This window comes from Paenibacillus sp. SZ31 (assembly GCF_012912005.1).
In the GTDB taxonomy this organism is placed as follows: Bacteria; Bacillota; Bacilli; order Paenibacillales; family Paenibacillaceae; genus Paenibacillus.
In genome coordinates this window covers 141,520-157,549 of the sequence record NZ_JABBEA010000012.1, presented here as the reverse complement: position 1 = coordinate 157,549, position 16,030 = coordinate 141,520, and the positions used below count along the sequence as shown (strand labels likewise).

The 16,030-nt window shown below is 45.7% G+C and carries 18 protein-coding genes; 6 read left to right on the top strand and 12 right to left on the bottom strand.

Annotated features, from left to right (window positions below):
- Positions 1-68: 68 nt before the first annotated feature.
- The 9 genes from HF638_RS21005 to HF638_RS20965 form a co-directional block, all read right to left on the bottom strand.
- The gene (locus HF638_RS21005) at positions 69-1,010 is read right to left on the bottom strand and encodes a GNAT family N-acetyltransferase (RefSeq protein WP_169481906.1); all 942 of its coding nucleotides are present in this window, start codon (positions 1,008-1,010) and stop codon (positions 69-71) included.
- A gap of 38 nt (positions 1,011-1,048) precedes the next feature.
- A complete protein-coding gene (locus HF638_RS21000) occupies positions 1,049-1,510 on the bottom strand; it encodes a DUF6896 domain-containing protein (RefSeq protein ID WP_169481905.1) in 462 nt (153 codons plus the stop codon).
- A complete protein-coding gene (locus tag HF638_RS20995; RefSeq protein WP_169481904.1) occupies positions 1,507-2,136 on the bottom strand; it encodes a hypothetical protein in 630 nt (209 codons plus the stop codon). The genes HF638_RS21000 and HF638_RS20995 overlap by 4 nt, the downstream gene beginning before the upstream one ends.
- Positions 2,137-2,175: 39 nt before the next feature.
- A complete protein-coding gene (locus tag HF638_RS20990) occupies positions 2,176-2,877 on the bottom strand; it encodes a DUF1361 domain-containing protein (protein WP_169481903.1) in 702 nt (233 codons plus the stop codon).
- A gap of 41 nt (positions 2,878-2,918) precedes the next feature.
- Positions 2,919-3,347: a GNAT family N-acetyltransferase gene (locus HF638_RS20985; protein ID WP_211175722.1), complete on the bottom strand. Its 429-nt coding sequence runs from the start codon at positions 3,345-3,347 to the stop codon at positions 2,919-2,921.
- Between the two features lie 26 nt (positions 3,348-3,373).
- The gene (locus HF638_RS20980) at positions 3,374-3,778 is read right to left on the bottom strand and encodes a GNAT family N-acetyltransferase (protein WP_169481901.1); all 405 of its coding nucleotides are present in this window, start codon (positions 3,776-3,778) and stop codon (positions 3,374-3,376) included.
- Positions 3,779-3,906: 128 nt separating this feature from the next.
- Positions 3,907-5,133 (bottom strand): amidohydrolase, encoded by a 1,227-nt coding sequence (locus HF638_RS20975; RefSeq protein ID WP_169481952.1) that lies wholly within the window; start codon positions 5,131-5,133, stop codon positions 3,907-3,909.
- 218 nt (positions 5,134-5,351) lie between these two features.
- Positions 5,352-5,906, bottom strand: a complete 555-nt coding sequence (locus HF638_RS20970; protein WP_169481900.1) for a methylated-DNA--[protein]-cysteine S-methyltransferase — start codon at positions 5,904-5,906, stop codon at positions 5,352-5,354.
- A 36-nt stretch (positions 5,907-5,942) separates the two neighbouring features.
- The gene (locus HF638_RS20965; protein WP_169481899.1) at positions 5,943-6,647 is read right to left on the bottom strand and encodes a DNA alkylation repair protein; all 705 of its coding nucleotides are present in this window, start codon (positions 6,645-6,647) and stop codon (positions 5,943-5,945) included.
- Between the two features lie 189 nt (positions 6,648-6,836).
- Between HF638_RS20965 and mgtE the strand changes: the two genes are divergently transcribed.
- The 3 genes from mgtE (at position 6,837) to HF638_RS20950 (ending at position 9,739) form a co-directional block, all read left to right on the top strand.
- Complete coding sequence (mgtE, locus tag HF638_RS20960; protein ID WP_169481898.1) at positions 6,837-8,207, top strand: magnesium transporter; 1,371 nt, start codon at positions 6,837-6,839, stop codon at positions 8,205-8,207.
- A 154-nt stretch (positions 8,208-8,361) separates the two neighbouring features.
- On the top strand, positions 8,362-8,943 hold the full coding sequence (locus HF638_RS20955; protein ID WP_169481897.1) for a LysE family translocator: 582 nt from the start codon (positions 8,362-8,364) through the stop codon (positions 8,941-8,943).
- Between the two features lie 19 nt (positions 8,944-8,962).
- Positions 8,963-9,739 carry an AraC family transcriptional regulator gene (locus HF638_RS20950; protein WP_169481896.1) on the top strand — a complete coding sequence of 259 codons (777 nt, stop codon included), beginning with the start codon at positions 8,963-8,965 and terminating at the stop codon, positions 9,737-9,739.
- A gap of 174 nt (positions 9,740-9,913) precedes the next feature.
- Here HF638_RS20950 and HF638_RS20945 read toward each other — a convergent pair whose 3' ends face one another.
- Positions 9,914-10,486, bottom strand: coding sequence for a hypothetical protein (locus tag HF638_RS20945; protein WP_169481895.1), 573 nt, complete (start codon positions 10,484-10,486; stop codon positions 9,914-9,916).
- A gap of 173 nt (positions 10,487-10,659) precedes the next feature.
- Between HF638_RS20945 and HF638_RS20940 the strand changes: the two genes are divergently transcribed.
- Positions 10,660-11,325, top strand: a complete 666-nt coding sequence (locus tag HF638_RS20940; RefSeq protein WP_169481951.1) for a phosphatase PAP2 family protein — start codon at positions 10,660-10,662, stop codon at positions 11,323-11,325.
- Positions 11,326-11,484: 159 nt separating this feature from the next.
- Here the strand turns inward: HF638_RS20940 and HF638_RS20935 are convergent, their stop codons facing one another.
- Positions 11,485-12,918 (bottom strand): glycoside hydrolase family 1 protein, encoded by a 1,434-nt coding sequence (locus tag HF638_RS20935; protein ID WP_169481894.1) that lies wholly within the window; start codon positions 12,916-12,918, stop codon positions 11,485-11,487.
- A 345-nt stretch (positions 12,919-13,263) separates the two neighbouring features.
- Here HF638_RS20935 and HF638_RS20930 point away from each other — a divergent pair, with 345 nt between their 5' ends.
- The gene (locus HF638_RS20930) at positions 13,264-14,205 is read left to right on the top strand and encodes a helix-turn-helix transcriptional regulator (protein WP_248278217.1); all 942 of its coding nucleotides are present in this window, start codon (positions 13,264-13,266) and stop codon (positions 14,203-14,205) included.
- 73 nt (positions 14,206-14,278) lie between these two features.
- A complete protein-coding gene (locus HF638_RS20925) occupies positions 14,279-15,094 on the top strand; it encodes a class I SAM-dependent methyltransferase (protein WP_169481893.1) in 816 nt (271 codons plus the stop codon).
- 99 nt (positions 15,095-15,193) lie between these two features.
- On the opposite strand, the gene HF638_RS20920 is transcribed toward HF638_RS20925, so the two are convergent.
- Positions 15,194-15,988 carry a hypothetical protein gene (locus HF638_RS20920; protein WP_169481892.1) on the bottom strand — a complete coding sequence of 265 codons (795 nt, stop codon included), beginning with the start codon at positions 15,986-15,988 and terminating at the stop codon, positions 15,194-15,196.
- Positions 15,989-16,030 lie beyond the last annotated feature (42 nt).

Below are 16,030 nucleotides of genomic sequence, written 5' to 3'. Positions count from 1 at the left end.
AGTACAGGCCAATACCGCTTGAAGAGCAGGGAAATTCCCATGAATATCGGTTAAGATGGCAACTTTCATTATGATTCCTCCTCAGGAATATACATCGTCTGAATCTCCTGCACACCCGGAATAAAGCCCAGATTCAGATACACGGACTCCGCATCATTTCCTTGCATCACATACAATCGTAGAACGGGATACTTACCCTTAAGTTCATTTAATGCTCTCTGTAACATCAGTGTAGCCAGACCTCTGCCTCTATAGGCGGGGAGCACTCCGATACTGTATACAGCCGCCTGATTATCTTGCAAGCATAAGCGACAATTGGCAACAAGCTGTCCCGTTTCCTTGTCATATACAAGCGTGGACGCTTGGGTCAGAATTTCATTGGTATAATTAGGGTCATCACTTGGTATAAAATCTGCAAGAGTGGTATGTTTTCTTCGTGTAGCTTCAAGACTTCCCGCAAAGCTCTCCAGGTCACATTGAGCAATTTCATCTTCATTCACATATTTTTTGGTGCCGGTTTCACTTTCAATAATCTCTGGACTCTTCACGGTTACCCTGCTGTCCCACTCGATCTCAAAATGATCTGTAGGCCGCTGCATCCAGCGACATCTGAACTCCACTGGCCAGAATCCAGCTCTTGCGTATAGATCGACTTGGTCTGGAAGAATCTCAAAGGTCAGAATACGTTTGGTGCGATCCGACCACTGTAATAATTTATACTTCAGAAGCTTCAATACCTCAAAGTACTGCTGGAATGGCGGGATAAAAAACAAATGATACATCTGGTTAGGCTCCATTCTCACGCCACCTATTTTGCTTTCCCCCTTGTAAATCCAGTAGGCACTGATCTTGGAAGAACTAAACTCTTCTTCTCTGAAAAATCCGACATAACGCATATCATAATAAACCGTGCAATATAATCCCCATTCGGCAAAATCAGCTTTGCGAATCGAATATTCATCCGACAGATCATATTGAAGAATATCTGTAGACCATTCCGTTAAACTCATACGTCATTCCTCCTCAATTCCAATTAAATGTACAGCAATTAAAGAAGCTTTCTATATTCCACCCCGTGAACATGAATTAACACATGCTGTGCCTCCATACGTTCGAAGAAATCCAACATGTCCTTAAACGGATTCTCGAAATACGAAGTCAGATATGCAAGCTCTGGCGTTGTTTTTATAAAATTGTAAAAAAAGTAGGGGTCCATGTTGCCCACATCCTTTGGACTACCGAGGGAAACCTCTAATGTCTGCCCTGTTTCTGTATTCTGAAACAAACAGTGCTCGCCATGAACATCAAAAAACCAGTTTTCCGTTAATTCTTCTTCTCCATTGATTACATCCGCATTGGACAGCAAATGGTACGCACCTTCGAGAATTTCCGCCCGATCAGGCTGATCCGTTTCCATTATCAATTTCTCGATCAATTGTTGTGCAATTCTTTGGTACATATCCATTACAGCCAACAATTCTTCCGTAATTCCCTGCGTTATCGCCTTCATACATTCAGATCCTTATCCGGGTATCCAATTTCTGCAATTTCACCTTCGATATCACTTAATTTCAGTTCATCATTTAATTGCTGTAGTAAGTCCTCATTGATCGGCTTCATATCAAATACCTGTTCAACCAGTTTGATATCCAACGCTATCTCGTAGTAATCCTGTGCCCAAGCATGATAATATTTCGCGCCGCCTACCAAAATCTCTAACAGTTCGTATTCATGATCCCCAAGCACCGTGCCCGCAGACCACCCTTCCTGATCCGCCACACTCCAGATACAGAACGTCGTCTGATCCATTACAAATGCCGGTTCTGCCAAAAATGTATTAAATGCTTCTGGAACACGCTTTACCACATCACTCCGGTCAACCTTATGCTGAAGTTCATACTCTTTATCAAAGCCTTTAATAATCAGCCCATTCGGACTGAATATTGCAAAATAATGATCTCCTTGCCCATCTCTCATGGATGCCATTTGCTCATTCGTGTCCCACTGGGAATTATACGAGTAATACCTGTACTCCCATTCCGGCATCAAAATGGCATCCAGCATAGCTGCTGCCTTTAGAATCTGTTTGCATTCACTAATGTGAGGAAGTTTATCGATAAAATTAAGATTACCCATCGTGTGATATTGCCTCCTTTACCCTTTCAAATGGAATAATTAGTTGCCCGACTTTGCGGTTAGCAAAGATAAAATAACATAGCCAAAAAGTTGAACCGTAAATACAATGGCGACAAACTCAACCATCATGCTGTTCGCTGCATTGAAATCGTTCACAAGATCCACGAAGATCTTCCCAGGCCTCGACAACACATCCCACGAATTCCACCGATTAAATCTACCAATGTAGACCCCTATACTGCTCAATAGCAAAATAACACCGACAACCATCATACTAATGTACTTATTGACTAATTTGTTTAACATGCCATGGATTTGAATGATCGAACAAGTCGAGAGCAGCAATCCGATAATCGCTACGGCAAACGTCAGGGTGAGACTATACCAAAAATCAATATTAACCCAAAATCTAACTTCCCCTTGAGCATCAAAATATCTGAATGAGTGCAGGATCTCTGTAAAAAGATAGGCCGAATTCGGCAAAAAAAAGAGCCAAATAGCACACATTAGCCCCATACATATCATGCTCGTTGTGGTTAATTTCTTATTGAATATGTATCCAATGCCGGATGAGATGATGAAGGGTACCCATGCCAAGAACATATCCCAGCTCAAAAAGCGATACATGTTCGTATCTGTTTGAGCACGTAAATACATCACAACACCTAGACAACAAAGAGTAGCCACGAGCAATGTACCAATAAGTCGGAGATCTTGAACCGGATGTTTGTTATCTTTCATATCTTTGCTTCTACTTCCTTTTCCTTGATGAATGTTATAAGTTATAAATACTTTTTAAATGCCTTGCTGGATTCTCCGTTGTACCCCAATTTCCTATAAAAGTGATGTGCTTCGTTTCTGGATGATCCGCTCGTAAGAAACACCTTCACACAATTTTTCTGCTCACATACATGCTCTATATGTTTCATCAATTCAGATCCATATCCCTTGCTCTGCACATGTTCCGTAATGATAACCCGCTCAACTACGCCAAAGGGTCTATTCTCTACCAAAGCATCCAGACAAATATGTAAATGAGCAGTTCCGATCACCTGATCACCCATTTCATACACAAACAAGAAACTGTTTGGATTATTCCGAACTTCTTCAATACGCTCTGCAAGCACCTTCGTGTTTAAGTTGTTCGGCAATAATTCTGTATACAGCCTTTCAATCCCTGCTGCATCTCTAGATTCCGCCTCTCTTATCATCAAGCTCCCCCCTTGCAGCTTATTCACTAGATTTTCTTGATCAAAATAATCTCCAAAGGCTGCACATCCAGCAACAGAGCCCCTGCATCAACATAACCCAGCTTTCGATAGAAATGTTGGGCATGTTCGTCTGATTGCGTTGAAGTCATCACCGTATCGAAGCCTTGTTGCTTCATTAGACTTTCCCAGTGATGCACGACTTTTTTGCCAAATCCGCCGTTTCGATAGGGTTCATCAATCCAGATCATATTCATAAAGGGAATGTTGTCCCAAAAGTACCCGTATCTCATCCATCCAATTCTTGATCCCTCGTCCCATAGGATGAATACTTCTTTCTCACTAATCTTTGTTTTCACAAGTGGCTGATGGATATGCCGATCTCTCTCCATGATATATTCGTAGTCGTCTTCCGTTGCATATTCAATCCTCATTCGTCTGGCTCCCTCCATTAACTACGTCCATCATAACCCAAAATGTGGTAGTTGCGAACAGTTCCTTCCTCTTTTTCTCCCATGCTAAAAAGCCATGGTTTCCCATGGCTCTAGACGCTCTATTTTCCTCAATCCGATGTCGATCCGCTCACCAATTTCCCATTGTACCATACCGACTGCCGCGCAGATCGCCGAGCAACGGCTTCCGCCGAACAACTCGCATGGACTAGTACAAAACTCGCTGCATCTCCCACCTTCGGCCATACCTGTTCCCCTTGTGAATCCAGCGGTGTGATACCTCCTGTTACGAATGCCAAAGATTGAGACAAGGATAACTCATCGCTATATCCGTACAGTTCTGCGAAGCGTCCCGCTTTCGCAAGCAGATCCCCATTGCCAAAAGGAGACCAATGATCCGTCAGGCTATCTGTTGCCAGCTTCACGTTCACGCCCATACGGTGGAGCATGGGAAGAGGCATCATCGTTCTGCCAATGGGCACCGTGGAAGCAATGCTCATCCCAAGCGAAGCCATTCGCTGCGCCATATCTTCTGCTTCCTGTTGTTCTGCGTGGGCGAACCAGAACGCATGACTCACGGTAACTTTGCCCTGAAGCCCTGCTGCTTCGGTCAGATTCGCGAGTTCCAGCAGCGTTTGTTTGCCAGCCTGCCCGCTATCATGCAGATGTATGTCTATGCCCACATGGTGCTGAACAGCCAGTTCAACCATGGCGTTCAGTGATCTCTCGATCTGTTCATCCACCGTATGAGGATCAAGACCGCCCACATGCGTTGCACCTTCCTTCATCGCTTGGCCCATAAGCTCCACTGAATTGGAGCGAAGTAGCCCATGCTGTGGAAAAGCTACGATCTCTGAAGAGATTTTGCCCGAAAATGATTCCAGAGCCTGCCGCGTCGCTTCCAGTCTTTTCAAGCCACTGACGGGTTCAATATTGCAATGACTACGCACATGAGTGGAGCCATACCCCTGGATCAAGGTCAGAATACTCTCCGCTTGACGCTTCGCATCTGGTAACAGCTTGGGCAAAAGAACCTTCTCTTCTTCAATACGATCAAAAATGCTGGAGATACGCTTAACCGCTTTCCATGGCCCGTCGTAGTACGTTTTGTCCAGATGAATATGTGCCTCCTCGAACGAAGGCAGCAGTAAAAGTCCCTTGCCATCTACTTGAGGTAGATCGCTAGACAGCGGGCCGTTTCCTTCCACAATCTCCGCGATCACTCCATCTTCAATCCGCAGATGAGCGGGGCTTGTCCGTGTCCCCGTCACCTGTTCTTCTTCTCGAACATAACTCTGCTCCAAAGTCACATTGGTTAACCAGTAGGCCTGCTTCATCATGTCATCCCTCTTTTCTCACCCGGCATTACGTCCCCAGATACCGATTGTTCTATGATCCATGGTACCATACGGTTTCACCGGGCAAAAATATGTAAAACGTTGGTTTTCCATACGCGGAACGTTTGCATGCCTTCCTTAATACATGCAAAAAAACAGGCACAATAACGTGCCTGCCCTGTCCATATCACCTTAATCTGCTTGATTCCGCTCTTCCATTAAAAATGAAACCGCGCATGTCCTCCATCGGTCACGCCTTCAATCTGTTCGATATCCAGCAGTCTGCGCTTCATCTCCAGGCCTCCACGGAATCCGGTCAGCTTGCGATTGGCCCCGATAATACGGTGGCAGGGTAACAGAACCGGAATTGGGTTAGCTCCATTCGCAGCCCCAACCGCTCTCACAGCCGAAGGTCTTCCAATCGCAGTGGCGATGTCACCATAGGTCCGAATTTCACCATAAGGCACACGCCCTAGCTCTCTCCATACCTCCTGTTGAAAGTTAGTTCCGATCAAGTCTAGTGGGATTGCATCCGTATAAGCCATGGGCTCCCCTGCAAAATAGGACTGCAGCCAGTCCATCATACCTGTTTGTTTCAGCGCATGCTCGTTCTCTTCCAGTTTTACGCCTGGTGCAACTTTCTGTATCCAGCCCTTCCAGTCCTCCAGTGTTTCATTAGGCATGACCACTCGGCACAACCCTTGTTCCGTAGCGAGCAGCACCCATGGACGACCGTCCAACTGCATCGTGGCGTACATCAACTTTTTTCTCATCCGTTTATCACCCTCTCCCCGGTGGAATGCTTAATGCTAGGACGTAGCCTGCTTCTTCACCTTACGTTTCATACTGCGGATCATCTGCTTGGTCTCCGGATCAACGCGATAAGATTCCGTGATTTTCTGAAGTGCCTTATTATACGTAAAATCGTCCAGGGTATTATGCTTCAGATAACGCATAGTCACTTCAGGTTGTTTCACATAGGCCATCGAGATGGCCCAGGCGACTGCCATTTTCACATAATACGCCTCGTGCCTGATCTGATCCAATGCGTTTAGAACCTGATCAATATATCTCTCATCCAGATAAAAATTCAACAGCATCACCACGCCAAACCGAATTTCATATTCCTGCTCTGATCTCAGATAGGGCTGCAAGAATGTCCACATTGGCTCCGAATGCACTTTCGTATATTTCAGTCCCGCACAGAAGCTGTCGCACACTGACCAGTTGTCGATCTTTGGTACAAATGCTTCAATGGCCTTCAGCAGCTCGTCCAGATCAGCCTGTACATGTCCAATCACCATCGCTTGCAGCATCACTTCTTCAAAGTATTCATCGTCTGCCGTCTGCAGATACGTGCGCCAGTCCCCGACAGCAATCTGTTTGGCAATCTTTCGTAAGACTGGCAATCTCACACCTAGTACATTGGTGATGTTAGGAATGAGCGCAGCTGAGAATTTCTGATACTCCGGCTCAGCCAGGCTGAGCAATTGTGTTCTGATATCTGCTTCCACTCGCACATGTCCTCCTCGTTTGTTGCTGTACAACAAGTATATCCTTGCAGCGACTTTTTGTAAGCCCATATCGAATGTTTGAGCAAGATTACAATATCGTTTTGGGTACTCTCTTTTTCTCCATTTGTTTAACCTCCAACCCATTTCGTTTAAAAATATGAAGCTGATCGTTTAGAAAGGAGTGTCGATATGAAAGAATCTAATTCCAAGAAAGATTTCTCTGTTGAAGAAATCACCGAACAACTCGTGCAACATGTGCAATCGCGGAACCTGTCCGATTTCTATAAATTGGTGAAAGAACTGCATCCCTACGACCTCTCACTCGTATACAAAAAGTTCCCTGAAGAAGAAACCAATCGGTTTCTGCTCCTCTTCAAACCCGATGCCCTAGCCGATCTCGCCGAGACCCTGAAGCTGCACGAACAGATTCAGCTGTTTGAACGACTCGGCCCGGAACGAACGCTTGAAGTCATGCAGCAGATGGACAAAAGTGATCTGATCCGGTTCATGCACGATTTGCCTGCCAAACGCAGAGAAGAATTGCTGTCCAACATGAACCTGGACCACTCGGCCATTATCCGGTCCGTGCTTAATTATCCGCCGGAGACGGCAGGACGCATCATGACGGATCAATATCGGACTCTGCTCGCCCATGAGACAGCGAAGGAAGCCTTACGACAATCGCAAGGTACCATGCATATCTCCGCCTCCAGTTATCTCTATGTGACCGATAATGAAGGCAAACTGGTCGGTGTCGTGAGTTATCGATCCCTCGCCTTGTCTGACGACAAGACCCCAGTCGAAGAACTGATGACCCGGCGAGTAATTCATGCAACGGTGGATATGGACCAGGAAGAAGCCGCACAGCTTTTGCAGCGTTATGAGTTTATGGCGCTTCCGGTGGTAGATGAGAATCACAGGCTATGCGGTGTCATCCAGATGGATGATGTCATTGATATTATTATGGATGAAGCAAGTGAAGATTTGGCCAAGATGGGTGGTGGCAGCAAGGATATCGATTTTGATACCAAACCGCTGGTCGCCGTCAGACGCAGGCTTCCCTGGCTCATATTGCTTCTGTTGATTGGATTGATCTCGGGAAGTATCGTGGATTTCTTCGAGGATACACTGAATCAGGTTGTCGCACTGGCGTTCTTCATGCCAATGATCGCGGGTATGACAGGTAATACAGGAACGCAATCTCTGGCTGTTGTGGTACGCGGATTGATCGGACGCAAACTCGACAAAGCCACCGTACTGGCACTGATTGGTCGGGAGATCAAAGTTGGCACGATGATAGGCTTGGTATGTGGCTTACTGATCACCGTCATTGCTTATTTCTGGCAAGGGGATTGGCTGTTAGGCGCCATTATTGGGGTGTCTTTGTTCCTCACTCTCGTCATTGGCACACTGACCGGTACCTGTATCCCGCTTCTACTTAGTCGTTTTAAAGTCGACCCTGCTGTCGCTTCTGGCCCATTAATCACCACATTGAATGATATCTTGTCCCTGTTTATCTATTTTGGAATCGCTACACGTTTTCTCGATGCCTTGATGTAGCAGCGTGATCAGGCCGCCTTCTATGAAGCGGTTGGGTTACGCTGTTTTCCTTTTCTACATATGCAGAGTCGCATGCTGCAATAATGTACTATATAGTTTTCCCCTCTGGACGTATGATCATGGAACTAGACTACAACCAGAGGAGAGCATCATCATGAATCTTGCATCTTTTTTAATCTACTGCATCGTCGTTACGTTCACCCCAGGTCCCAGTAATATCGTGATTCTTTCTTCCGTGCAACAGGTTGGGGCGCGTCAAACGATGCGATATGTGTGGGGAGCTACGCTGGCATTCGGTCTGTTGCTTACCGCTTCAGCTTTTCTCAATCATCTTCTTGCGGGAGTCTTACCCGGAATTCTGAAGGTGATGCAGATTGTCGGCGGCCTGTATATGGTGTATCTGGCTTACCAGATCTACAAGATGGGTACCACCGAGGATGCACCGAAACAAGTTACCGGATTCTGGAACGGTTTCATCATGCAATTTGTGAATCCAAAGGTGGTCTTGTTTACTTTCACTGTCATTCCAAGTTATGTATTGCCCTTCTATCAAAGTTCTTTCTCATCATTTTTGTTCGTGATGCTTATTACCTTCATTGGTTTTCTCGCCTATTCTAGTTGGGTTGTGTTCGGCAAGGTTTTCAAGACGTTACTGAATCGCCACCAAAAATTACTAAGTATTCTCATGGCCCTTTTTTTGTTATACTCAGCCATTATAGTATCCGGATTGATCTAAAGCTTGGGAGGTGTGCTGCATGGAACGGTTTAACTATAAAAAGTCGCAAGACGTGCTGGCACTATCCGCCAGCTTTACTGATTTTACCTATAAAAAGCATTGCCACGAAGAATATGCGGTTGGCGTAACGCTGCGTGGCATTCAACAATACAACCTGGACGGACAATATCAGGCTTCTCACCAAAATGGTGTCATGCTGTTCAACCGTGAACAGTCTCATGATGGAAGCTCCTATGATAAAGCTGGCATCGACTATGTGATGCTGTATTTGAAGCCCGATTTGGTAGAAGAGATTATAGGTAAAAAGGAATTGCTTTTCGCAACTCCCATCGTCTATGAACCTGAACTTGCACGTAGCATTCTGATGCTAAACGATGCCGTTCAACTCAGACAGGACGAAGCCGAGTGCAGCGAACGGGTCTTCGATCTGGTTCATCTTCTGGCACAGAAGGAAATGGACACCAAGCTCTGGTTACCTCAGGACAACCTGGTCCGCAAAGCCAAGGAAATCATGTTTTGCAGTACCGAAGATGTGCTCAAGCTGGACAACCTAAGCTCCGAATTTGGCATGTCCAAGTTTCAGTTTATCCGTGAATTCAAATCACATGCTGGCATCTCACCCTACCAGTTTTTCTTGAATTGCAAGGTTGAGCGTGCCCGTCAGTCCATCGAAACACACAAGGACATCTATGCTGCTGTTGCCGATTGTGGATTCGTCGATCTGACCCATCTGAACCGACATTTCAAACGGGTATTTGGTGTCACCGCTTATGAATACATGTTGCAGTTAAACTAGTTCCATCGGATCGGTAATCTCGACTCCAAATGGATAATATTTTGACGCCACTCCTGAAAATCCCCATATAGAACGTCAATGTTTCTTAACGCTCTGTACGGGGATCAGTTTCTTTTTCCGTCATACAAACCTTATGTTATACAATCCAGCTTTCAATTTTCATCAGACCTGCAATCAAATTCTTTTCTTTCGTTTCCATATCCACACGATTGCCAACGCTGCCAATAAAATGACTCCACCGTATAAGATAAGTAGGTAATATTCACTTCGTCCATTATTGGTTTCTCCAAAATCTTCTTTATTTACAACCTTGCCCGCGCCCAGCAATTTCAGATCATCTCCGGCTTGTTCAATAGGAACATTGCCACTGCACAGATTCGTATGCAGCTTATGATCCAATACATTTTGATAAGCAAAGATCAGATAGGACTGATTCTTCTCAAATTGAATGCCACAGGATTCAGACCCTCCGTCACTCCCTATGATCTTCATCTTTTTGGCACTGACTCCCTTCCATGCCGTATCTACATCAAAGGTATACTCTCTTAACATGCCATCATTCTTCGATTGTTGAGAATGGCCTTTGTTCACCACTTCTCCCGTAAATACCGTTGTCTGGGTCTTCAATCTCTCCTGAACATCACTCTCGACACAACTGCAAGCATACACTTTCTCTCCGGGAAATAGAGCTAACCCAGACGTAACCAACAGTAAGACCATCATGCACATCAGCAACCGCTGTTTCATTCCGACTGTTCCCCCTCCTTCATTTTCTGCTTGAACAACCGTTGTTAAGGTTACATATTTTTATTGCTGCTATATTTATTGTAAAATTATAGCACAATACGAATATCGTTATGTCCGACATACGCAAGGACACAACATACGAAATCAAACATCACGGAGGAACTCAACATTTGATGCACAACTGGAAAAGGAACATCTCATTCCCGCTGCTCGTTGCAGCGTTATGCATGATCGCTTTTGTAAGCATCGCCCTGTCCATCAGCGACAACCAGATTCATCGATTTGATGATACGCTAATTGGCTGGATTCAGGGATTGGAATCCCCCGGCATGACGCAATTCATGCAGCTGTTCACCTGGATTGGTGGCGAAATGCCTGTGGTCATCATTACAATCATTTCAATGATTGTGTTATACGTTTGCCTGCGCCACAAACGCGAACTACTCTTCCTGGCTTGTGTGCTCGCCGGTTCAACCCTGTTAAATGCATTGCTCAAGCTGGTATTTCAGCGTGCCAGACCTACCATTAACCGGATCATTGAAGTGAGTGGTTACAGCTTCCCCAGTGGGCATTCTATGGCAGCATTTAGCCTGTACGGTGGACTGGCCTTTCTGATCTGGAAACATGTGCCTACCACCACCGGACGTGTGCTGATGATTATTGCCAGCGCCGTATTTATACTGACCATTGGTATAAGTCGTATCTACTTGGGGGTGCATTATCCAAGTGATATCGTAGGCGGATACTTCTTAAGTGGTTGCTGGCTCTCCACCTGCATATGGTTTTACCGGCGTCACTTGGAGCGCATGTCTCAACTGCAGTCCAGAAGACTGGCATAGTTGCCACCAGCGCGTGTACATAGAAATACCCGGCTTTCCTTAACAGGATCGCCGGGTATTTTTTATATTCATATATCGTAGTCCTGAACGAGTTCAGGACTACATGAACCCGCCTGTCCCATTAAAGGGAACAGGCTGATCTATTTTTTTTACGCTAAATTATAGCTCTTCACCATTGGATTCAATAACTTTTTTGTACCAGTGGAAACTCTTCTTCGGTGTTCTGCTCAAGTCTCCGTTACCGTCATTATCCTTGTTGACATGAATGAAGCCATAACGCTTCTTCATCTCTCCAGTGGATGCGCTAACCAGGTCGATACATCCCCACATCGTGTAGGCAATGAGATCTACGCCGTCAGCTACTGCTTCTTTCATTTGTTCAATGTGACCTTTCAGATAATCAATGCGATAGTTATCTTGAATGGAACCATCTTCCTCTACCACATCGACAGCGCCCAGGCCGTTCTCAACCACCATCAGTGGAATCTGATAACGATCATACAGATGATTCAAAGTGTAACGCAATCCTTTCGGATCGATCTGCCAGCCCCAGTCGGAGGCTTCGAGATATGGATTTTTGATACCGCCAAGCAGATTACCTTCTGCTCTTTCCAGCGTCTGATCCGCACTTTCAACCAGAGACATGTAATAACTGAAGGAATAGAAGTCTACGCAGCCTTCACGCAGGGTCTGCTCGTCTCCCGGTTGCATCTCGATCTGGATACCTTCTTCAGCGAAGAAACGTTTGGCGAATCCAGGATACGCTCCACGAACCTGTACATCACCACAGATCATGTTGGACAGCTGGTCTTTCTTCTGTGCAAGCAGCATGTCGTCCGGGTTACATGTATTTGGATACGTTGTCATAAAAGCAACCATACAGCCAATTTTGAACTCAGGATTGATCTCATGTCCCAGTTTTACCGCTTTAGCACTTGCGACAAATTGGTGATGCAGTGCCTGGAAACGAGTCTGTGGGTTATCGATTCCATCCGTCAAGGCTTCTTTACCTTCCAACAAAATACCGGCACCCATATAAGCACCCATTGGCATTGTCAAAATGTTGATTTCGTTGAACGTCAGCCAGTATTTCACTTGATCCTTGTAACGGTTAAAGAGGGTTGTACAATAACGGATATAACAATCGATAACTTCACGGGAAGCCCAGCCGTTATACTTCTGTGTCAGACCGAATGGCGTTTCATAATGGGAGATCGTTACGAGCGGCTCAATATTGTATTTTTTCAACTCGGCAAAGACATTATCGTAGAACTGCAGTCCCTCTTCGTTTGGCTCCAGATCATAACCGTTCGGATAGATCCGGGACCAGTTGATGGACATGCGGAACATTTTGAAGCCCATCTCTGCCATCATGGCAATATCTTCTTTGTAATGTCCGTAAAAATCAACCGCTTCATGGCTCGGATAATACGTGCCCTCTTCCAATACAGGCGTAATCCGGCGTGGAATCGTGTGGGTTCCCCCTGTCATCATGTCAGACGTGCTTGGCCCCTTGCCACCTTGGTTCCATCCACCCTCGAATTGATTGGCAGCCGTTGCGCCACCCCAGTAAAATCCTTCTTTCATTGTCATGATCAGTTCCTCCTTCATAATTAACTCATTTCAATATAAAGTGCTTGATATTATGCGAGTAGCCGTTCCGGTCACGAATCGTTCTTCTGATCGCTGTTATCCTCGGATTTCTTTTATTCCCATTTTTAAATGGAAAAATCCGATGATAGCGTTTGCTTCCGAAGTAGCTTTCTTACAGAAAGCTTTTAGCGAACACTTCGTTTCTTCAGAATCGATATCGTCCCCTTCACTACTCCGCAATAAATGAAGAACAAATTATAAGACTGAGTCAAAATGTCTTGGTAAGACTTTTACACCAGTGTACCACCCATACCCTGACACCTATTGTCATGGTATAATTAAGGCATGGAAAATAACCGACTATTTCGAATGTTGCTTTTGTTATTAGAGAAAAAGAAAGCCACTGCACCCGAACTCGCCCGTTTGTTCGAGATTTCTGTACGCACGGTGTACCGTGATATCGATCGGCTGAGCGCTGCGGGCATTCCCGTCTATACGACGACCGGCAAGCATGGCGGCATTCATCTCATGGACAACTATGTCATGGACAAGTCGCTGCTGTCAGAAGAAGACCAGAACGAAATTTTGATGGGACTCTATAGTGTCAGTGCGATCCCCCATCTTAACAGTGCCCATATGCTGCAACGGTTAACCGCTCTATTTGATCACAAACTGGATTGGATCGAATTCAATTTCTCACCATGGGGCAGCATCCCTCTGCAGGAGAGAGAACTGTTCAATCAGGTGAAGCAGGCTATATTAACGAATCAACTGATTACGTTTCACTACATTAATTCGGATGGTGAGAAGAGTATTCCGACCGTGGAGCCACAGAAACTTATATTCAAAAACAGTACGTGGTACTTCAAAGGATATATCCATAATGACCCTGATCGGAGAGAATTCGAGACATTCAAGATGAAACGGATCACCCAGTTGACTTTTCTGGCGAGAAAACACGATCACTCTGTTACTGCCGGATCAAATGACCCTGAATCAGAGTCAGCCATCACCTTGATCCCTCTGACACTTTTGTTCTCCAGCACCATTGCATACCGAGTACATGATTTTTTCGAACCGTCCCTCATTAAAAAAGAGCCTGATGGCAGGCTCCGTGTCTCTCTCGAACTGAATGTTGGGGAATGGCTCTACTCCTTCCTGCTGTCGTTTGGTTCCGAGCTGACCGTCATCGAGCCTGCTCATGTTGGACAGGAATTGCTCAGGCGTCATATCAAAGCTGTTGAACATTTACAGAACGTCATGAACAAACAACCCGACAATGAATGATATAATATAGGCCTATACAACTTTTGAGCACAGCTGACTCTCTGTCATCCATCTGACCGAAGGAGGTTTATCCATGCAAGACATTAGACGCAACAATGTGGAACGTTTCAAAGGTTTCGGTACGTTATACGATGAGAATCGCCCAGCTGCTCCCACTGAAGTGGTGGATATTCTAACGACATATCTTGGCAGTACACCGCGTATGGTCGCAGATGTTGGCTGTGGCACCGGTTTATCATCGTGGATCTGGCTTAATGAGGCAGAACGCATCATTGGCTTTGAACCCAGCGATGACATGAGGTCTGTAGCGGAATCCAAGTGGGAATCTGCCGGCAAACCGGATAACCTCCGGTTCGTGTCCGGCTTGTCTCATGACCTCGGGCTCCCGGATGGTAGTGTGGATGTGTTGACCTGTTCGCAATCGTTTCACTGGATGGAGCCGCAACCCACACTACGCGAGTTTGCACGTGTACTTCGCACAGGGGGCATATTTGCTGCCTATGATTGCGACTGGCCGCCAATACTGGACTGGCAGCTGGAGCAGGCCTATCTGCAACTGAATACGGAGGCAGATCATCGAGCAGCCAGTCTGGCTCCCCAGGATAGTCAGGCACACAAATGGAGCAAAGATGGGCATTTGCAGCAGATTCAGCAGTCCGGGCTGTTCCGATATGTTCGGGAAATTGTGTTTCATCACCACGAGACATTCACAGCCGACCGATACGTGAATCTGGCCCTGAGTCAAGGCGGCCTGCAAACGGCGTTGAAGCTCGGAGCAGATGATCTATTAACAGCGGCCGACGACTTCAGAGCGCTGGCTAATCGTGTATTTGACGGAGAATCCAGAAAAGTACTGTTCTCGTATCGCATGCGCCTTGGTATTGTCTGAAAGCATTACGTCGCTTGCACCTTTGGTACATACCAAATGAAATAAGGAGGTCCTACACGTCATAAATATGATCTGTAGGATCTCCTTTTGTCTACATCATCAGGAGGAAAATAAGTCACTTAATTGTCTCTCTTGTACATTCAATGCCAACACCAATTTCGTCGGGTCTTGCCTTGAATAAATAACGTTAATGATATGACCTTGCTGCACCTGCGGCAGCGCAGACGATAAAATTTCTTTTTGCGTCGTCACATTAAAGGTTTCGCCGTTCGTTTTCGTTATGCTGAGCTTGAGCTGAAGCTTGATCTTGTTGCTACCTTCACTCCCCAGTGGAGTGACATCAAGAATTTTGGCCATCGCTTTTTCACCTGTTCTCGCAATATCCATCATTTCAGGCGGTACCCCTTGCTGTACCATCTTTTCATCCAGCAATTGCTGCATATCTTCTTGCGACAACCGCCCTTTCAGATCAAGTCCTACCTTGCGCTCATCCTTTACAGAAACGACTAACGGAATGAAACTGCCCGGTTGAAACTGTGTCAGGGAGGTCAATGAAATGACTGTTTTCATCTCCGTATCGTATTTCTCACGCCCCTTACGCGACACCGTCAGACCCAACCGAACCTCAAGCTGTTCATTAATATACGTACCTGTCTGTTGTATAGTTTTAATGACCCCAACTGCTGGTAAACCTGCCTTCACTCGACCTACGCCAAAAATATTGCTCAAAATCGCAGGAACAAAGATCAGTGCGAACCCGGCAAAGATCGCCGGAGTGTACCACCATGCCTGCATAATCATAAACGGATCATTCCACAACTGCTGTGCCAGAAATGGGGAGAACCCCACTCCGAACACCGTTAATACGCCAATGAACCTCAGGAAAACTACCATATGATCCACCCTTTCTTAATACTTCTTTTAATATCTCTATTA